The 19,089-nt window shown below is 69.9% G+C and carries 16 protein-coding genes; 2 read left to right on the top strand and 14 right to left on the bottom strand.

Annotated elements, in window-relative coordinates; translation table 11 throughout:
* Positions 1-292 precede the first annotated feature (292 nt).
* Positions 293-1,258 carry a hypothetical protein gene (locus GGQ55_RS10760; protein ID WP_179716558.1) on the top strand — a complete coding sequence of 322 codons (966 nt, stop codon included), beginning with the start codon at positions 293-295 and terminating at the stop codon, positions 1,256-1,258.
* A gap of 71 nt (positions 1,259-1,329) precedes the next feature.
* A complete protein-coding gene (locus GGQ55_RS28340) occupies positions 1,330-2,550 on the top strand; it encodes a CDP-glycerol glycerophosphotransferase family protein (RefSeq protein WP_179716556.1) in 1,221 nt (406 codons plus the stop codon).
* 75 nt (positions 2,551-2,625) lie between these two features.
* Here the strand turns inward: GGQ55_RS28340 and GGQ55_RS10750 are convergent, their stop codons facing one another.
* From GGQ55_RS10750 to GGQ55_RS10685, 14 genes are all read right to left on the bottom strand, one after another.
* On the bottom strand, positions 2,626-3,060 hold the full coding sequence (locus tag GGQ55_RS10750; protein ID WP_179722575.1) for an FAD synthase family protein: 435 nt from the start codon (positions 3,058-3,060) through the stop codon (positions 2,626-2,628).
* Positions 3,061-3,500: 440 nt separating this feature from the next.
* Positions 3,501-4,196: a PP2C family protein-serine/threonine phosphatase gene (locus tag GGQ55_RS10745; protein WP_281371575.1), complete on the bottom strand. Its 696-nt coding sequence runs from the start codon at positions 4,194-4,196 to the stop codon at positions 3,501-3,503.
* A gap of 404 nt (positions 4,197-4,600) precedes the next feature.
* The gene (locus GGQ55_RS10740; protein WP_179716552.1) at positions 4,601-5,470 is read right to left on the bottom strand and encodes an LCP family protein; all 870 of its coding nucleotides are present in this window, start codon (positions 5,468-5,470) and stop codon (positions 4,601-4,603) included.
* A 259-nt stretch (positions 5,471-5,729) separates the two neighbouring features.
* Positions 5,730-6,587: a hypothetical protein gene (locus tag GGQ55_RS10735; RefSeq protein ID WP_179716550.1), complete on the bottom strand. Its 858-nt coding sequence runs from the start codon at positions 6,585-6,587 to the stop codon at positions 5,730-5,732.
* Between the two features lie 3 nt (positions 6,588-6,590).
* The gene (locus GGQ55_RS10730; RefSeq protein ID WP_179716548.1) at positions 6,591-7,217 is read right to left on the bottom strand and encodes a hypothetical protein; all 627 of its coding nucleotides are present in this window, start codon (positions 7,215-7,217) and stop codon (positions 6,591-6,593) included.
* Positions 7,214-8,440 carry a glycosyltransferase family 4 protein gene (locus tag GGQ55_RS10725; RefSeq protein WP_179716546.1) on the bottom strand — a complete coding sequence of 409 codons (1,227 nt, stop codon included), beginning with the start codon at positions 8,438-8,440 and terminating at the stop codon, positions 7,214-7,216. The genes GGQ55_RS10730 and GGQ55_RS10725 overlap by 4 nt, the downstream gene beginning before the upstream one ends.
* Positions 8,437-9,903, bottom strand: coding sequence for a polysaccharide deacetylase family protein (locus tag GGQ55_RS10720; RefSeq protein ID WP_179716544.1), 1,467 nt, complete (start codon positions 9,901-9,903; stop codon positions 8,437-8,439). Before GGQ55_RS10720 ends, GGQ55_RS10725 begins: the two co-directional genes overlap by 4 nt.
* 20 nt (positions 9,904-9,923) lie before the next feature.
* Positions 9,924-11,150 (bottom strand): carboxylate--amine ligase, encoded by a 1,227-nt coding sequence (locus GGQ55_RS10715; protein ID WP_218859245.1) that lies wholly within the window; start codon positions 11,148-11,150, stop codon positions 9,924-9,926.
* A complete protein-coding gene (locus GGQ55_RS10710) occupies positions 11,147-12,364 on the bottom strand; it encodes an NAD(P)-binding domain-containing protein (protein WP_179716542.1) in 1,218 nt (405 codons plus the stop codon). Before GGQ55_RS10710 ends, GGQ55_RS10715 begins: the two co-directional genes overlap by 4 nt.
* On the bottom strand, positions 12,364-13,788 hold the full coding sequence (locus GGQ55_RS10705) for a tyrosine-protein kinase domain-containing protein (RefSeq protein ID WP_179716540.1): 1,425 nt from the start codon (positions 13,786-13,788) through the stop codon (positions 12,364-12,366). Before GGQ55_RS10705 ends, GGQ55_RS10710 begins: the two co-directional genes overlap by 1 nt.
* Positions 13,789-13,790: 2 nt before the next feature.
* Entirely contained in the window at positions 13,791-15,290 is a 1,500-nt protein-coding gene (locus GGQ55_RS10700; protein WP_179716538.1) for a hypothetical protein, read from the bottom strand.
* Complete coding sequence (gene murJ / locus GGQ55_RS10695) at positions 15,287-16,858, bottom strand: murein biosynthesis integral membrane protein MurJ (protein WP_179716536.1); 1,572 nt, start codon at positions 16,856-16,858, stop codon at positions 15,287-15,289. The genes GGQ55_RS10700 and murJ overlap by 4 nt, the downstream gene beginning before the upstream one ends.
* 104 nt (positions 16,859-16,962) lie before the next feature.
* Positions 16,963-17,667, bottom strand: coding sequence for a sugar transferase (locus GGQ55_RS10690; protein ID WP_179716535.1), 705 nt, complete (start codon positions 17,665-17,667; stop codon positions 16,963-16,965).
* A 10-nt stretch (positions 17,668-17,677) separates the two neighbouring features.
* Positions 17,678-18,727 (bottom strand): Gfo/Idh/MocA family protein, encoded by a 1,050-nt coding sequence (locus GGQ55_RS10685; RefSeq protein ID WP_246324350.1) that lies wholly within the window; start codon positions 18,725-18,727, stop codon positions 17,678-17,680.
* Positions 18,728-19,089: the final 362 nt, after the last annotated feature.

Below are 19,089 nucleotides of genomic sequence, written 5' to 3'. Positions count from 1 at the left end.
AGTGATACCTCGCGCACGTTTGACCCGGGGACTACGCCGGCTGATGGGTTTCGCCGTGGTACCCGCCGTGTCAATGCTAACTCCGCTGCTCGCTATACCCATCATGTCGAGGAACTACGGGCTCTCCGGCTTCACTGCGTTTGCGATCGGGCAGTCAGTTGGAAGTACAGCCTCCGTGATAGTCGCCCTAGGGTGGCCAGTCCTCGGACCGACCTGGGCTGCTCGTGCGCCCGCCAACAAGAGAAGTGCGCTCTATCGCGCAAGCATGAGTTCGCGCCTAGTCCTATTTCTTGTGGCCGTGCCGGTGTCAACGCTCATTGCGGCTTCTCTAGCCCATGCTTATCCAGAGGTTGCAGCCATTAATGCCGCAGGCTTCACAGCTTACGGCTTGTCCGCGGCTTGGTATTTCGTCGGGCTAGGGGATTCGAAGAGTCTGACCGTGAACGAATCAGTGGTGAGGCTCGTCGCGACTGGATTGTCGTGTATCGCCCTGGCCATCAGGCTGCCACTAGCATTCTACCCCCTGCTGCTGCTGCTGGCTTGGCTGGTGTCAACTATTCTGAACGCCCGGACAACCAAGACGCCCGCCTTTCCGGTTTCGAGAACTTCCTTCTCGGACGCATTCAGGCAAGTGAAGGACCAGCGGGCATCCTCCTGGTCCAGGCTAACCAACTCCGCGTACTTTTCGGGCGGCCTGAGTGTCTACTCACTGACGGCTGGGCGTGCGGCTGTAACCAGTTTCGCGGCCTTCGATCGCGTACAGAAGTCTGCAGTGAACGCGGGCGTCTTCTTTCCGCAGGCGCTAGCGGGTTGGGTCGCGGCACCGGCATTGGCCGCCGAGCGACACAGACGAATGCGACTGACAGTCGCTCTGGATGCCGCATTCGCAACGTTGTTCTTCTTTGCGATCTGGCTTTCGTTGCCATTGGTATCAACGTACTTATTTGGACGGTCACACGCGCTATCTCCGGTCGGAATGGTGCTATGTGCATTATCGGCGGCTTTAATCATATTTTCCCGGAGTGTTCGTCTTCACGTGTTCGTACCGCTCGGGCGCGAGCGCTTCGCCGCGCACGCGATCTCGGTCATGAGCTGCCTGGGCCTGATTGGACTGGCTCTGGCTGGACGCCTCTTGGGCACGACGTGGGCGTTCGTGGTGATTGTCGCGTCGGAAACATTGCTCTTAGCAGTTCTTGGTCTGAGGCTTCTCGTAGGTAAGAGGGAGCTTACTGCAGGATTGGAAGAGGCGAAGATATAGGCGTCACCGGTATGGGGAGGGGCTGGCTGACTGCCTATTCGAATAGATCATAGGAAGAGTCTGGAGTAGCTATGCACCGCGCTAAGCATATCGCTAGGCGGATACTGTTCCGCCTAATCAGTCTATTCTTCGTGTTTCCACCCCTCCGATGGGCGCTTCTGTGTGGGGCCCCTACCGTAGAGGAGAATGCCTACCGACTTTCAGCGTTGCTTGTCCAGTCAGATTTGAGACGGCTTTGGATACTTGACGATGACCTCGGCAATGCTCGCCGAGTGGTGGAGGCATGCGCGCCGGCAGCCTACGCCGACAAACGAACTCGCTTTGTTCGCAGGACGTCACTAGGGGGTGTGCTGGCTTTTCTCTTGAGTAGGGCTGTCTTCTATAGCCATGGTGTCTACGGGTCGCCTCCAAGCGGGCCACATCGAGTCCACGTAAATGTCTGGCATGGTTCAGGGCCGAAGCGTATTGAGAATCCTCAGTTCACCACCCGCATCTCATCCGACTTGCTTACGACTAACAGTTGGGCCTGGGGACGTCCGCTGGCCGCGGACATCGGGATGGATCTTGACCGTCTTGTTGTGGTGGGGAATTCGCGGCAGGATTCGCTGAGCGATAGAGATCCCGATGAGGTACTGCCAACCTTAGGACTTGATCCAGCGCGGCCTGTGGCTCTTTGGCTACCCACATATCGCCGGACAGCGGGCCGCGGTGACGTCGGGTGGACGGATGGGGTCCGTCTGGAAGACGAGTCTCTAAGAGCCGAGGTTACTGATTTTTCGCGGCGTGCTGTTGCTCTCGGAGTTCAGCTGATCGTAAAGCCTCATCCAATGGACTCTGACAGGTTTGAGCTTCCAGGTGTTCGACGGCTGACGACGACGGACCTACTTGAGGCAGGTGTGTCGCTCTACCAATTCATTGGATGCGTTGACGCCCTGGTGAGCGACTACAGCGGAGTCTGGCTGGAATTCCTGGGACTCGACCGACCCCTCCTTCTGTTCTGTCCAGATCTTCAGGCATACAAGGGATCAAGAGGCTTCAACGCGCCAGCGTTCAGCGATGTAGCGAAGGAACTCATTGTCGAACGTGCCGCAGATGCGGCGCATTGGCTGGCGGATATCGCGGAGGGGTTAGACACATATGCGTCAGAAAGGGCGACCGTGGTCGCACGTTTGGGTCTAGCGGATGGCCGAAATACGAGTGAGGCTGTGCTGCGTTCAACGGCCGAGTTCGTCGTCGCAAATAAGAGTCGGTGGGGTCGCATAAAGCTGGTCGGCCTGAACTGCTATCTCTAGCTGTCCGGTGCAACCAATTCGATTATGCAAACTTCAGTGGGACTCGAGGCCCGTGACTGGGCGCGGATAATTTACCTAGAGGGGGCTTCCGCCGCCTAGCAGGGGGCGTTGAATGCGTTCTATGGTCGCCGTCGTCGAGATTGACGGCGTGCGTGGCAGATACACCACCTCGCAAATGTCGCCTAGGTGATCGAAGCGGCCCTGCCAGTCGTCCCCCATGACGAGTACGTCGGCTCGAAAGTGCTGGATGTACTCCGCCTTCATCTCAAGGCTTTCCTCGAGGAAAGTGCCGTCAACGCACCTCAGCGCTCCTACAATGGCCAGGCGCTCGTCTTCCGAGAACACCGGCGGTCGGTCCTTCTTGCTCATGTTGAGCGCATCGCTCGAGACGCCCACGATGAGGTGGTCTCCGAGAAGCCTGGCACGTTCGAGAATGCGGAGATGGCCGATGTGAAAGACGTCGAAAGTGCCGAAGGTGATGACGATCTTCGCGTGCTCCCCGTGTTGCATCACCTGGACAAAGCTACAGCCTTCCCAAAGGAGACGCTTCCACGGGTCCCTCGATGGAGTTGCGGGTGGGTTTGCGGCGTAGTAGGCGAGTTCGGTTAGGGCGAAGACCTAGATTCTAGGCAGTTCGGAAGGTCTGGCGGGCGTCTGTCGAGCAGCGCCAATGTCGGTACCCCATTCGCCGGGGTATCGGCGTTCTGTTCATGTCGTGGCTCTTGAGGCATGCCGGATCGAGTCGTGCCTGACGGATACGTTGCGATCGCGGGCGCGCTTCGGCGATTCTCGATGTGGCGGGGGGCTGACCCCTGTGCAACCCTCCGGGTCTCGGTGGCTCGCAGCGGTGCGTCGCGTGTTGCTGGAGGCTCCCGGTGCTGGGACTGGACGCCGAGTGCGGACTTGCTCGCCCGGCACCGAATTCGTTGTATGCGTCGCCTTGTTTTCGCCTAGACCTGTGCGACGACGACGCTGACGTTGTCCTGCGCACCCAGCTGGACGGCTTCCGCGACCAGTTGCTCCGCGAGCGCCTGCTCGTCGGCATCCGTGGTCATGACCGCGATCCGACCGTCGAGCAGCTCGCCCGTGAGGCCGTCGGAGCACATGAGGAAGCGGTCGCCGGGGACGACCGGCAGGAACGTGTAGTCCGCTCCCCCGCGGTCGCCGAAGCCGGGCGCCTTGGTGATCATGCGCCGCTGCGGGTGGGTGAGCGCCCGCTCCTCGGTGATGGCGCCGGCGTCCACGAGCGCCTGCACGACCGAGTGGTCGCTCCCGATCTGCTCGAGGCCGTCCGCCTCGGACCACCGGTAGATGCGCGAGTCGCCGACGTGGAAGGCCAGCCAGCAGACCTCGCCGTCCTGCTCGGTGAGCGCCAGGCCGGCGACCGTCGTCCCGGGCCGGCTAAGCGTGTCGACGTCCCCAAGGTCATGATGTCCTTGTCCGGCCGGCTCGAGCGCGGCGTTCAGCTGCTCGATGTTCACCGTCCGGCCCTGCACGATTTCGGCCAGCCGCTGCACGGCGATCTTGCTGGCCTGCGCGCCATCGAGGTGCCCGCCCATGCCGTCCGCCGCGGCGAAGATAAGCGGGCCACCGGGTAGCTCTCCCGGTCCTCCTGCCGTCGACCACGGTCGGGTGCGGCTGCCCAGCTGAACTCAATAGTCCGATCGGCGCTCCTGTTTCACGTCGTCCCGTGGCCGTCGTGACCTGCGGAAGAACGCGCCAGCGCTAGATCGGTCAGGGCCCTCTACGTCGAGAACTGGTCCCTAGCCTTGGACCTCCGGATTCTCGCGAAGACCCTCCGCGCTGTCCTCCAGGGCTCCAGTGGCTGCTCGCGGGCGGCGAAGCAGCCACTGACGCCGGGCGTCGGCCGCCAACATGGCCCCTAGGCCGAGGATGACGGCAACTGCGACGGTGACCATTCCGATCCCGACGGAATCCCCCACCGCGGCCCAGAAGGCCACCCCCCACACGTCCACGCCGAGGATCACGAGGCCCACCACGTGCAGAGGAACGGTGAGGAACAGCGGCCGGCCCCGCGGCACGGACGACCTCATCGGAACTCCGCGAGGTGGTCACCTAGCGAGTCCTCCTGCAGATATCGCCAGACTGCCTCCGCCCGAGTCTGGTCCAGAACGGGCGCCCCGGTCCCACCGCCGGTCACCGGCACGGTGACGAAGTCCGGTCGGGAGACGTCGCGGAGGCTCCACGCCAGCTGCACCAGGGCGGTGTCCGACAGGGTGTCGTCGACCCGCACCGCCCCGGTGAGGGCCTCGGTGAAGCTCTGCAGCCGGCGGAGGTCGCCCGACGTCATCTGCTCGAGCCGGTCGAACAGCGCGGAGACCAGCACCTGCTCGCGCTGCTCCGGGAGTGTCGTCCCGGGCTGCGGGGTCGATCGCACGTATGCCAGAGCGGCGTCCCCGTCGAGGTGCTGCCGGCCCGCGGCGAAGGAGTGCCCGTGGTTGTTGAAGGGTGCTGGGACGTCCGCCTCCACCCCGCCCAAAGCGTCGGTGACGGCGCGGAATCCGGTGAAGTCCACCTCGGCGTAGTGGTCGACACGCACGTGGGAGGCGCTCTCCACCGCCTCCAGCAGGGCCGACGGCCCACCGGCGCCGAACACCTCGCGAAGCGTCGGGCTCTGGCCCAGCGACGCGTCGACGGGCAGGAACACCACCTGCACACCCGTGCGCGCACCCGTGACGTGCACCAGGGCGATGGCGTCCGGGAGCAGCGATCCGGCGACGGGCTCGACGCCCACGGTCAGGAAGGTGAGGGATCCGGCCGCCGACGCCGGCCGTCCGCCCTCCGGAAAGACGCCGCTGACCCGCTGCACGTGACTGCTGAAGTGCTCGACCGACCACGTGACGGCTCCGACCAGGAGCCCCGCCCCGGCGACCACGAGGGCGGCGACGATGATGAGCACCGTTCGCCACGGTGGCCGGGATGCCGGCATCTCGGTGTCGGCGACCCTCCGCTTCCGACGAGCGCGCCGGCGAGAACCCGCCGGGGCGGCGGCACGCGGGATCCGAGAACCCGCGTCGGCGGCCGGCGCCTGGGCGCCGGGGAGGGCGCTTCTCGAGTGAACGGCCATCGCTCGCTCCCGGTTTCAGAGCGTTCGGCACTCCTGGAGATCCTCACACGCGACGCCCGACCGTGGTGCGGCCGCGAGCGTCCCACATCGATCAGAACAGCCGCGCCAGCCACGGACGCTGCCGGTAGGCGTCCTTGACGCGGTGGATGTAGTTCTCCCCCGAGGGCACACCGACGGCGCCGTCGTGCCAGTCGCCGGAGAACCATGCGCCCACGCAACCCCACAGATCGCCGGCGCGGTACACGCCCCGCCCCGCGTGACCGTGGTCCCGCAGCCACCACACCCAGCCCTCGTAGCAGCCGCGCAGCCACCCTCCCAGCACGTCGACCGCCGCAGCGGTGGAGTCGCGGTTCCAGGGGAAGATGCCGGGCCAGGACGTCGAGCGCACTCCGACGATGCCGAAAGTGACGGCGCAGGGCGGTGTCGAGTGCACCTCCGCGCACGCGGCGGCGTCGTCCACCTCGTCGCCGAAATTGCCCTGCCGCCACTCCGACTCCCGGTAGGCCATGGCGCGCAGCAGGTCGTCCGGCACTCCCCACTTGGCCGCGGCCCACTGGAAGATCTCGTCGGTCGTCCCGGTGAAGTCGCCCGTGACGCGGCGCAGCACGTGCGTGTTCCACCGGGGGTCGTAGGCCCGCGTGGAGGGGTCCCTGGGCACGAGGCGGAGCCCTTCGGGCACCGTGCCGTTGTAGGTCTCGTTGTCCCTCCGCGGCTCCCAGGTCGACCGGTGCACCTCCGCCGCGGCCCCCTTGTCATCGGGTAGCGACGCGTAGGACCCGACCGGGCTGAGCGAGAAGTAGCCACCGGCCAGCGGTGGCCCCGAGTCCTCGCCCTCGAACGGCGGCCATCCCTGAGCGGCCGCGACGCCGAGCGTCCCGAGGAGCACCGCCACCACCAGCGCGACCACCAGGAGGACGGTCCGCCGGCGGACCGGTCGTGGTGCCAGCACCGCTCAGACCTCGGCCCGCGATCCTCGCCGTCCGAGCACCGGACGGGCGAGGCCGATGGCCAGCAGCCACCAGCCCTGCACCTCCGCCCCGTGCTTCACCACGGCCTTCAGCTGCCGCGCCCACCCGGAGTCGGCCAGCCCGAGATCAAGCAGCAGCCGTTCGCCGACCACGTGCAGACCGAAGGAGAACACCAGCAACCCGAGCCCGACCGCCGCCGTCCTGGCGCTCTCGCGCGGCATGCGGCGGATCAGACCGATCAGGCAGACGGCGGCGCCGGCGAGCACCGGTGCGTAGAGCAACAGGTAGTGCGGCACCTGGTCGTGCAGCCGGACCACCTTGTCGAGCGCCAGGAAGGTGAGCAGCGGCGGGAGCACGACGGCGGCTGGGAGGACCGGTCGCCGTCGCACCAGCAGGAGCCACGCGGCGCCTGCGGCGGAGGCGGCGGCCACGTCCCCGACCGCCCCGAAGATGCCGCCGTCCTGCGACGAGTCGAGAGCATCGAGACCCAGACCGAGCCCGTAGTCGACCAGCTGCGCCGCGCAGCCGGCGATGACCACGGCCACCGATCCGGTGATCAGACCCCGGAGGAGCGCGTCGTGGCCGGGTGGATCGGAGGTTCGTGTCCTCACGCCGGCACCTCCTGCCGGTCGGCGGTCCGACCGGCGAGCCGGTCGATCACCGCGAGGTATCTCGTCGCCTGGTGCTCCCACGCGAGATCGGCGCGAACGCGCTCCTGTCCGACGCGGCCCAGCGCGCTGCGGCGCTCGGGGTCCTCGAGCAGAGCCACCAACTCTCGTGCCAGCGCCGCTGTGTCGCCGGCTTCGACCAGCACGCTCGCCCCGGCACCGATCGCTCTGGTCTCCCGCAGGTCGAAGGCGACGAAGGGCACGCCGAAGGCCATGTACTCCAGGGCCTTGACCGGCGAGACCTCCTCCTGCAGCGAGGCATCGGCACCCACGTCGGCGGTGGCGAGGTGGGCGAAGACCTCGTTCTCCCCCACCCACCCCGGCAGCGAGACCCAATGGTCGAGGCCCAGTTCTGCCGCGAGCGCGCGGCTCTCCTCGAGGCACTCGCCGTCGCCGAGCAGCACGAAGCGGACGTCCTTGACCCCGAGGTCGTGCACCACGTGCGCGATGGTCCGCAGCACCAGGTCCACCCGGTCCTGCCGGCCCATCTTCCCGGCCCAGCAGCACAGGAACGTGTGCTGGCCGCGCAGCGACCGGTCCGGGACGGCGCGCCCCACGCGCTCGAGCACCGGTCCGTTCCGGACGATCGTCACGCGCCGCGCGCCGGCCGCCACCAGTCGTTGCTCGAGGTACTCGTTCACGCAGATCGTCTCGTCGGCGACCCGCTGCGACCGTCGTTCGCACCACCGGAGCGCCGCGACGACGGCACCCACCTGCCGTTGCTGGCGCTCGGCGAACAGCTCTGGCAGGAGATCGCGCTGGTCGACCACGACGGCTGCGCCCAGTGCCTTGTGCAGCCAGGCCAGCGGGAAGTAGAGGTCCGGCGGCTGGCACAACTGCAGGACGTCGATCCGCCCCTGTAGGCGCGCCGCGACCGACCGGACGGCCGCCCAGGCGAAGGACACCGCGTACTCGCCCAGGTAGCCCAGGAGGCCGCCCGGTTCCGGCGGGGACGGGTACTCCAGCACGGTCAGCCCCGGCAACCGGCGGTACTCCTCGTTCTCCGGCGCGGCCCGGGTGATCACCGACACCCGGTAACAGGAGGCGAGCAGGTCGCGGACCTGCTTGCGCACGCGGATGTCGATGCCCAGTGCGACGTTCTCCACGACGACCAGCACGTGCGGCGGGCCCCCGCGGCCGGCCCTGCGCCGCGGACCCCGCCTCACGAGACGACCTCCGTCTCCGCGATGTGACCGACCGGCGGGCTGAGACGGACGGCGCCGTCCGCAGCCGCCGGCCCGTCGATGCGCCACCCGTCCGCGGTCGCCCGCACGCTGGACGACACCCGGCGCCGCCACCAGTCGTCGACCTCCGCGGGCAGCGCCCGCCAGGCGGTGTCGTCATCCCGGAACTCCTCCAGCAGAGCGCGGTACGCGCCCGTCACGCGCGGATCGACGGCGTAGTCCGGATGCGTCAGGACCAGCACCATGCCGCATCGCTCCCTCAGGTGCCGTGCCTTGTCGATCCACAGGCCCCCGTCGGTGTGCCCGAGGACGGTGAAGAGAGTGTGGTCCTGCGGCAGCGTGATCGGCAGTTCCACCTGCCCCCGGTTCAGGAAGGGCAGGTAGGTGCAGCACCCGCCGGCTTGCGGCTCGTACGGGTCGGTGTCGGTGTAGGAGGAGTCGTACGCGAACCCCATCTCGGGCATCCACTCCCAGACCCGCTGCGTGGCCGGAGAGCGGAAGCCGACGGCGCCCCACCGCTCGGCGTGTGCCCGGATCTCAGGGAGCCGCTGCTCGAGCAGGCGCCGGGAGCCGAGGTCGCGCCCGTCGTGGCGCAGCCCGTGGACGCCGATCTCGCAGCCCTGGTCCCGCAGCTCGTGGAGAACCGTCGTCCCCACCTCGTAGCGCTCGGGGTAGCGGTCCGGCACGAAGTTCCACGACGAGCGGTAGCCTCCGGCTCGCTCCGGATCGCGCAGCAGGTGCAGGTTCCGGTAGCCGATCTCCGTCTCGACGTCGTGGGTCAGCACCATCGCCCACGAACGACCGGCAGGCCACACGTCCAGCCACGGGACGGGACCTCCCGCGATCTGGGTCAGCACCGAGAACATCCACGCGTACAGGTCGTGCAGGCTGTCCTCGACCGGCCACCGCGGGAAGGCCGACCGGCCCTGCACCCGGCTGAGGCGCCGACGCAGTGCCAGCTGGGTGCTCCTGGGCACGGCCGGTTTGACCGCGTAGTAGCCGCGGAGGAGCGCGCGCCGCGCCAGGGCGGACGCGCGAGAGCTCTGCACCTGCCGATAGCGCTCGGACCAGAGCGTCTCCATGACCTCGGCCAGGTCGAACGGCACGTACACGTTGCCGGTGAGATCCCGCCAGACGGACGCGACGACGGCGCCGTCCTCCCGTCTCACGGACCGGACCGGTCGCCACCCGTGCCCGACCCTGGGCAGGAAGCGGGCGGCATCGGCATCGGCGACGACGGAACCGACCAGCCAGGAACCGCCCAGGCGGTACCGGGCAGCGATGCCGGGTGACGCGAGCTCCGCGCGCGGCCAGAGCAGCGACGTGCCGGCGATCCCCCGGACCCGGCTCAGGAATCGCGGTCCGTCGCCCTCCTGGGGCCCGGTCACCTCGTACGGCACCCGGAAGTAGTCGAGAAACCCCCAGGGGTGCGAGGCCTGGAACACAGCCGGATCCCTCCGTCGGGTCAGAGTCCGCGCTTCAGCGCCAGATAGGGCAGCAGCGCCAGCTCGTAGAGCCCCGGCAGCGGGTCGCGCACCGAGAACACGGCCTCGGTGTCGACCCCGCGCAGCGAGGAGAGGTACTCGCCCAGCTTCAGCCGGCCACGGCGCACGTCGCGCACCGCGTTGGGCACATCGGTGGCCAGGCGCACCCAGCGCACCCCGGCGCGGGCCTGGACGGGAACGACCTCCTCCCCCACCTGGTCGGCGAAGAGCAGGGCGGCGAAATCGGCTCCGGCCGCGGGTCCCACTGTGTGGTACCCCCAGGTGCGGGCGTTCACGTCGAGCAGCTTTGCCACCCCGTCACGCGGGTCGACCTTGTACTCGAGCTCGACCAGGCCGTAGTAGCCCACCGCGGAGAGGAACCGGACCGAGGGCTCGACCAGCTCCGGGGCGTCGACGGTCTCGACGTAGGTGCTGGAGCGCCCGAGGTCGCTGGGGTGCTGGCGCCGGCGGAGGACCGTCATGCTCGCCACGGGGACGCCCTCCTTGAAGAAGGCGCAGAACGAGCGCTGCTCGGCACCCCCGCCCGGGATCATCTCCTGGACGAGCAGCTCGCCCTCGGTACCCACGACCGCGCGCCCCCGGCGGAATGCGTCGACGAGTTCCTCCCGAGTGCCGACGCACCAGCCCTTGACGCCGGTGGCGTAGAAGAAGTGCTCCTTGATGGCCGGTTTGACCACGAGCGGCACTGCCGTGTCCACCTCGCGCAGGTCGTCCTCCGTGACCGGGTACCAGGTGCGCGGCGCGGGCACGCCGAGGGCTTCCGCCGTCCGGTAGGTACGGCGCTTGTCCCAGGCCTGCTCGATGCACTGCCAGGAGGGCGTCGGTACCCGGAAGTGCGCGGCCAGCTCCTCCCGGTGCGCGGCCAGGACCGCCACCGTCTCGTCGCGCGTGGGGAAGAGAACCCACCCCTCCAACCCGAAGCGCCGTCGCGCCTCCTCCAGCGCGGCGAGCGTGGATTCCGCGCTGCGCAGCTCCGGCACGTGCAGCCGGTGGGTGGTGAACCGCGACGCCGCGGCGATCGACCGCTCGTCGTCCACCACGCACACCGGCACCCCGCGCCGGCCGAGGCTCCGGACGATGCCGAGCCCTTGGTAGTCACCGCCCAGCACGACGGCCCCGACGCCGCGACCGGGCACAGCAGGCGCCCCTGCGGCGTCGGGAGCGGGCAGCGGGCGGACCACCGTCACGCGGCCTGCCTCTCCACGGGGTCCTCGGTCGTCCGGCGGCTTCCCCGGTGGTCCGTCTGCGTGAGGCGGCGGGCCACGGCCTGCCCGGTGTACCAGCCGCCGGAGACGAACCGCATGATCGGGCCGAAGCTCCACGCGGCCGGGGCGCCGACGATGTGCAGGCCGGGCACGGAGGTCTCCATGCCGGGCCCGAGCACCGGGTACCCGCCGACCCGCTGCAGGGCATCGACCAGCGGCGGCGCGAGGAAGGGGTAGCGCGCGACGTCGACCCGGTAGCCGGTACCGAGGACGACGTGGTCCACGGTCGGCCCCACCCCGGTGGACCACCGGACCCGCACCCGGTTCCCCACGGGCTCGAGCTCCCGCACCGTGCTGTCCAGCCGGATGGGCACGTCCACCAGGCGCGGCTGAAGCCAGGCGGCCCCGGCCGGTCGGATCGCCCGGTGGGCGAGCGGCTCCTGCACCGGGCGCGGCAGGCGACGGAAGAGGTCGGGCAGCGCCACCAGCCGGGACAGGCCCATCGGGCCGACGTCGGTCGGGGCGTACACCAGCGGGGCCCAGCGACCCAGCATCCGGTGGTACTTCCCGCCGTGCAGCCAGGTGAGGTGGTCCTTGCGGGCGGCGACCTCGACCTCGGCGCCGTTCTCGTGCAGCAGCGCCGCCGACTCCAGGGCACTCTGGCCGCCGCCCACGACGAGCACGCGGCGGCCGCGGAACCAGGACAGGTCGCGGTGGTCGGACGTGTGCGAGACCAACTCGGCAGGCAGGCCGGCGGCCCACGCCGGGCGGTGTGCGAAGGGGGCGATGCCGGCGGCCACGACGACCCGCCGGGCGTGCAGCCGGCCGCCGTCCGCGAACGCGAGGCGGAATCCGCCCGTGCCCTGCTGCACCAGCTCGACCTGCCGGACGTCGACGTCCGGCGCCACCTGCTGCTGCACCCAGCCGCCGTAGTCGATGAAGCGGTCCAACGGGATGGGACGGCCGAACCGGGCGCCGGTGGCTGCCATGTAGGAGTCCAGGGACAGCGGCCCCTCGTACTCCCCGATGCAGGTCGCGGTCCAGTTCGAACGCAGCACCATGCCCTCCGGCATCGTGCGCCAGAACGACATCGGATCACCGATGACCCGCACGTCCGCCCCCGCGCGCCGCAGGTGCGCCGTCGTCGCCAGCCCGTACGGGCCGGCTCCCAGCACCGCGATGTCCACGTCCGTCATCAGGCTCTCCCTCGCCGATCGATCGCTGTGGTGCCCGGCGTCTCCTCGGCGACGCCGTCGTCCTCAGGGGCAGTCGGCCCCATGTCGTCGTCCCACTCAGCAGGCAGGGGTTGGCTGCGCCGCGCAGCCCGTCCGCCGCGCCCGGCCTTCAGCAGCACACCGCCGAAGAGCGAGCTGGGGCCTCCGGAGAGCTCGGCGGCGGCCCCTTCGAGGTCGCGGCGGGTGGTCGCGCCGATCACCGCCACCAGCACGAGCAGGTGGGCGTGCTCGGCGACGACGGCCGTCTCCGCGGCGTCCAGGACCGGTGGTGTCAGGACGACGACGTGGTCGATGTCCGCGGGGATCGCGCTGAGCAGCCGGCCCACGGCGCCGAAGGTGAACAGCTCCCCCGGACCGAGCGGACCGGGGCTGCCGGCGGGCAGCAGGGAGAGGTTCTCCACCTCGCTCGCCTGCAGCGCCTGGTTCAGCGGCACCCGGCCGACCAGCGCCCGGGCCACCCCCGGTCCGGAAGGGATGTCGAACAACCCGGCGAGGCGGGGCACCCGCACGTCGCACTCGACCAGCACCACCCGGTGACCGGACTGGGCCAGCGCGATGGCGGTGTTCGCGGCGACGTGCGCGACGCCGTCCGAAGCGGACGGACTCGTGAAGAGCGTCACCGTCGTCAGCTTGCGGCGCTGCCGCGCGGCCCGCTCGACCTTTCCGCTCACCTGCCGGTAGGCCTCCCCCGCTGTCGAGCTCGGATCGCGCAGGACGGGCAGCAACGAGGCCCGGCGCCAGCGGCGCCGGCGCACCGGCACGGTGGCCAGGATCGGGAGCTCCGTCCGCTCCACGAAGTCCCGCGGACCTCGCAGACGGTCGTCCGACCGGTCGCGGAGCAGTGCGCTCCCCACACCGACGATCAGCCCCAGCGCGAGACCGGCGGCGCCGTTCACCGGATAGTTCGGCGTCGTCGCGGCGGTCGGCATGGAGGCTGCGCTGAGGGTCGCCGCCTGCCCCTTGCGGTAGTCGACGTAGGCGTCGGCGATGGCTTGGGCGTACCGCTGCGCGGACGCCGCCGAGGTGTCGTCGAACTGGATCACCAGCACCGTGCTCGCCGCGGGCACGGTGACCGACGCGTGCTCCTGGAGGTACGTGGCGGACACGCCCACCTGTTGCGCCGCCGCCGCGGTCACCACCCCCGAGATCGCGACCTGCCGCTCGGTCTCCATGTCCGGCGCCACGGCTGCTCCGACTCGGGGCTCCGCCGGCTCGACCAGGACGCGTATCTCCGACTCGAAGGACGGGTGGTGCAGGGCCCAGGACAGCGCGCAGGCGCTGGCCACCGCCACGAGGGTGACGAGCAGGATCCACCGGAGGTATGCCAGCAGCACCGGCCGCTCGCGGGGCAGACCGCGCGTCGCCGGCGTCTTGTCCAAGTGCACGGTCAACTCCTCGTCTCTTCCGCTCGGAGTCGTCCTCCGGCAGCTGGGGCCACCACGGCCGCGGGCGATCTGCCCGGGATGGCCGACGGTCGGCCGCGGTCGGCGCACGCCGTGAGCGCGAGGAGCGCGAACAGCGCGTCGGCGGAGCCGCGATAGGTGAGGTGCGGATCGAAGACCATGAGTACCGCCATGACCACGAGGCCCACGAAGACCGCCACCCCTGCCGCGCCCATGGCATCGCTGCGCGTGCGGGCGAGGCGCCAGCCGCGAGACGCGCCGACCCGGACGAAGAAGAGGAATGCCCCGAGCAGCGGCAGACCGCCTCCCCAGAGCAGCCAGAGGTAACCGCTCTCGATCCAGACGTAGCCGGTCAGCTGCGTGGGCACCGGCACCCGCGCTGCCGGGCGCACCCCGAGCAGCACGTTCCAGTGGGAAGTCAGCTCCGGCCAGAAGTAGGTGGTGAGGTTGTGCAGCCGGCCCAGCCAGCTCGGTGGCAGGCCGGAGGCGTGGCCGAAGCCCGCCAGCCGGACGGAGATGACGGGCCAGACGACGACCGCGCCGGCGACCAGGAGCACCCCCAGGAAACCCAGCACCGCTGCCGAGCCGGTGACCAGCGCCAGCGCTCCCATCCCGACGACCAGGCCCAGCATGCTGGAGAACTCCCCGGCGGCCAGGCAACCCAAGACCAGGACGGCGACGCCCGCGCAGAACAGCGCGGTGCGGCGTCGCTCACGCAGCCACAGCGCGGTGAGGAGCGCGAGGTTGAGGATCATCAGGTCGGCGGTCGCCGCAGGCAGGCCCAGGGTGGACGAGCCACGGACCGACGTCAGCTGGGTGACCGCGCCGAACTGGGAGTAGTAGTGCGTGAGGAATGTGCGGACGCCCAGCACCCCGAGGCCCTGCAGGATGCCGATGACCGCCACGACGCACGCCGCAGCGACCGACACCAGCAGGCAGATGCGCACCTCCGGGACAGTGCGGACCGCGGCCCGGACGATGAGGTACAGCGCGAGCAGCTTCCAGAGCACGAGGCTGTAGAGCAGGTCGTCGGCGGTGATCTCCTGGCCCCGCACGGACATGGCCAGCAGGAGGACGACGGAGTTGGCGACCGCCATCGCCACGATGGCGACCTCGAGCCGCCCGGGCCCCCGGAACCTGACCGCTCCCCGGCGCAGACCGCACAGCCAGCGCAGGGCCAGGGTGGCTCCGAGCAGCAGTTCGAGGGCCTCGTTGGGCCGGAAGAAGGGGATGGCCACCCCGCGGTCGATGCCGGCGACCAGTGGGGTGATGCCGACGAGGAGGTAACCGGCGACCGCCGGGCGGCGCCACACGAGCCCGGCCAGGAGCAGCGCCCCGCACGCCGCGACCGCCAGGAGCGGGCGGTAGGCCGCCAGACCTCCGGCGAGGACGGCCCCGCCGAGGACGAGCGGCTCGAGGCCCGTCCACCGCCGACGCCGCGGCCGGATGCCGAAAGCGGGGGCGGGAACGGTCAGAGTGCTCACGCCTCCACCCCCCTCGCCGGGGCCTGCCGGGGCCGGATCAGGCCGCGGGTCAGCCAGGACAGCTCCGGCGCGCGCAGCCACGCCTGGACGAGGAGGAATACAGCGGTACCGAGCACCACGGCCGCCCCTCCGGCGACCAGCCAGCCGGCCCGGCCCTCGAGCACCCGCGGGACGAGGACGACGACGGGCGCCACCGGGACCGCCATCAGAGCGGCCCCTGCGACCACCCGGACCACACCCGGCCCCAGCCGTCTCTCCAGCGAGCGGAGCCCCGAAGCCTGCGTCACGGCCAACCGCCACGCGCCCACCGTGTTCGCCAGCGACCAGGCGATCCCGAGCACCAGCGGCACCGCCGCGACGGGCACCAGCAGCGAGCAACCCGCCAGGACGAGGAACACGACGGCCTGGCCGCCCATGGCCCGGACCGGGGTCCGCATGTCCTGCCGGGCGTAGCAGGCGTAGGTCAGCACCTTGAACACCCCGTCCCCGACGAGGCCCGGTGCCAGCGTGGCGATCGTGACGGCGATCAGCAACGCGCCGGAGTGCGAGCTCATCCGCCCCACGGCGATCACCTCGCCGAGGGGCCGGGCGACGAGCACGTAGCCGACCGCGGCGGGCACGGTGACGAACAGGACGAGCGCAAGGCCGTTGGCCAGGGTCTCGCCGAACCCCTCCCGGTCACCGTGGACGTGCATCCGCGACAGCCTCGGCAGCACCGAGAGCGCAACAGGCGTGATGCCCAGCGCGACCACCAGGGTGTAGAAGGTCAACCCCATCTGGACGGCGACGACCCCGCCGGCCACGCGGTTGGCCAGGACGAGCAGCACGAGCGGTTGCAAGGCCGTGGTGCCGGCGAGGGCGAGGGCGGGCAGGGCCCGGCGCACCAGCGCCCGCACGTCGGGATCACGCCAGCCGGCCCGGGGCAGCAGGGTGACGCCCGCGCGGCGAGCCCCGTACCACTGAACCGCGGCGTGCACGGCGACGGCGGCTGTAGACCCTGCGCCCAGGAGGACCAGCTCGCCGACCGGGGCACCGGCCGCATCCGCCGACGTCCCGTAGCGGGCCGCCGCCACGCCGAGGACGACGAGGACCCCGAGGTTCTCCAGCGCAGGAGCCGCCGCTGCCAGCGCGAACCGACGGCGGGCGTTCATGACCGCAGCCGAGGTGCCGACGACGGCGTAGAGAAGCACTTGAGGGGCGAGCAGGAGCACGAGCAGCTGGGCCGCGCGCCCCTGGGCGGCCTGGGCAGCCGCGTCCTGGGTGCCCACCGCCCCGGCCCGGAGAGCGAGCGGGCCCAGCACCATGGCTGCGCCGGCAGCCAGCGTCAGGGCACCGAGCGCCACGCCGAGGAAGCCGCCCGCGATCCGCTCCGAACCGAGGCGGTCCCCCGCATCCAGCGTGCGAACCAGGGTCGGGACCAGGAGCGAGGAGAACAGGGAGCCGGCCAGGAAGCCGTAGTAGACGAGGTTGGGCAGGGAATTCGTGAACTGGAAGGCGTTGCCCAGCAGGGTCGGTCCGAGGACGGCCCCGATGGCGGCGATGCGGAGGACCCCGGTGAGCCGGCTCACCAAGGTCCAGGCTGCGATCCGCAGCGAATCCGACGCGGCCGAGACCGCAGGGTGCTCCCCGTCGACCATCCCGGCCGCGGTGACCGCCCCGTCCGATCTCGCGGTCACCGCACGCCCACTCTCCCCAGCACGCAGGGGACGGTGCGCAGCAGGATGGCGAGGTCCAGATGGAGGCTCCGCCGCCGCACGTATTCGACGTCGAGGTCGAGGGCCTGGCTCATGGTCAACGTGTTGCGGCCGCTGCACTGCCACAGACCCGTGATCCCGGGCGGGACGTCGAAGCGTGCGTCGTGCTCAGGGCCGAAGAGTTCCGCCTCCCAGGGGAGGACGGGCCGCGGACCGACGAGCGCCATCTCGCCCTTGAGGACGTTGATCAGCTGCGGCAGTTCGTCGATGCTGGTCTCGCGGAGCCAGCGACCCAGTCGGGTCACCCGGGGGTCGTCGGCCAGCTTGTACACGCCTCCGGCGTGCCCGGCCAGAGCGGGTTCGGACAGGAGCGCCGCGACGTACTCGCGGTGTGCCCGGTCGTCGCACCCGGTGCGCATCGTGCGGAACTTGTACATGACGAAAGGACGCCGGCTCAGGCCCAGGCGCTCCTGACGGAACAGCGCCGGCCCCCGTGACGTGCAGCGCACGATCAGGGCGACGGCGGCCAGGAGAGGGCTGAGCACGACGAGGACCGCCGTCGCGACGACGACGTCGAGGGCCCGTGACAACGCACGGCGCCGAGGCACCGAGCCGGGTCGCGCCTCGTCCGTCACCGGGCCGGTGGTGCCGAGGCGGGCATCCTTGGCCACCTCGATGGTCATCGTCAGCGCCTCAGGCCGAGGCCAGGCTGAGGGAGCCGTCCCTCTCCTCGAGCGGCACGGACTGACCGCTTCCGAGGGAGAGCTGAGCGGCCTCCAGGACTTCGACGACCGCAAGTCCGCTCAGCCCGTCGGTGAGGCACGGCGCTCCCGTGACGACGGACTCGACGAAGTGGTCGTCCTGGACGGCCAGCGGCTCACCGGCGGGAACGTAAGGCGCCGTGATGTCGCCGTAGCGGTACGACGTCGGCGGCTGGGTCAGGTCCTCCTTGTCGACCGGGAAGGACACGCCCTTGTCATGGATGCGGATCTTCTCTTCCATGGCCAGGTCGTTGTAGACGGCCATCTTCTTGCTTCCGACGACCGTCACCCGCCGCACCTTGCACGGGTCGAGCCAGCTGACGTGGATGTTCGCCGAGACGCCCAGGTCTGCGTACGCCAGACGCAGGTAGGCGACGTCCTCGAACCGCCGGTGGGCATGCCGCGAACCCCAGGCCTGCACCGAGGTCGGGCGCCGCCCCATCAGGAGGTTGATGATCGAGACGTCGTGGGGGGCGAGGTCCCAGACCACGTTGACGTCGCTCTGGTACAGGCCCAGGTTCAGCCGGCCGCTGTCGATGTAGAAGAGATCGCCGAGCTCGCCGCTCTCCACGATCTCCCGGAGTCGCCAGACGGCGCTGTTGTACTCGAAGGTGTGTCCGGCCATGAGGACGACGCCGGCATCTGCCGCCTCGTCGATCAGCTGCCAGGCACCGGCCGTCGTGGTGGCGAGCGGCTTCTCCACCAGGACGTGCTTGCCGGCGCGGATGGCCTCCAGAGCCAGCGGGACGTGCGTCGAGGGCGGCGTCGCCACGATCAGGGCGTCGAGGTGAGGCAATGCCGCCTCGAGACTCGTGAAGGCTCGAGCCGACGGGTACGACCGGAGCAGAGGACGCAGTCGGTCCTCGCGGGTGTCGATGATCGCCACCGACGCCACACGCTCGAGTCCGTTCACGACCCGGACGTGTTTGGAACCCCAGTACCCGGTGCCTATGACGCCGACACGCAGTCCCGACTCAGTCATCATCGCAGCCTTCGCAATCAACGGCACGGGGCGGCCATTTTCGACGTCCCGGGCGGTCCAATTCTTCGGCGCGCGTTGCGCAGAACTCGCAGGCGTTTCTGAATGGGCGCGATCTACACCCCGGAGGTGGCGTCTCCTCCCATTCCAGCGAGCCACTTCCGCACCTACTCGTCCCTGCGAAGCGAATGGATCCTGACTCCGCTCCGGCGTCGTGTCCATACCTCTATTAACGGAACTTTTCGGGGCTCGAACAATCCATCCAAAATGGAGACTCGTCGGGGTGGCGAACACGCCCCGCTGTCGGACGCTGGCGCCCCGTCGAGCTCACTAGGGCCGTTCGCCTCTTGGGACAGCTGGCGCCG

The sequence above is a fragment of the Petropleomorpha daqingensis genome, from assembly GCF_013408985.1.
GTDB lineage: Bacteria > Actinomycetota > Actinomycetes > Mycobacteriales > Geodermatophilaceae > Petropleomorpha > Petropleomorpha daqingensis.
Note: the sequence above shows the minus strand (reverse complement) of the source record. Positions and strands in the feature narration are given on the sequence as shown.

Bases quoted from the DNA above. Each gene is read 5' to 3' on its own strand.
- GGQ55_RS10750 (WP_179722575.1), bottom strand. From the start codon at position 3,060: ATGCAACACGGGGAGCACGCGAAGATCGTCATCACCTTCGGCACTTTC.
- GGQ55_RS10685 (WP_246324350.1), bottom strand. From the start codon at position 18,727: ATGACTGAGTCGGGACTGCGTGTCGGCGTCATAGGCACCGGGTACTGG.
- GGQ55_RS10690 (WP_179716535.1), bottom strand. From the start codon at position 17,667: ATGACCATCGAGGTGGCCAAGGATGCCCGCCTCGGCACCACCGGCCCG.
- GGQ55_RS28340 (WP_179716556.1), top strand. From the start codon at position 1,330: ATGCACCGCGCTAAGCATATCGCTAGGCGGATACTGTTCCGCCTAATC.
- GGQ55_RS10710 (WP_179716542.1), bottom strand. From the start codon at position 12,364: ATGACGGACGTGGACATCGCGGTGCTGGGAGCCGGCCCGTACGGGCTG.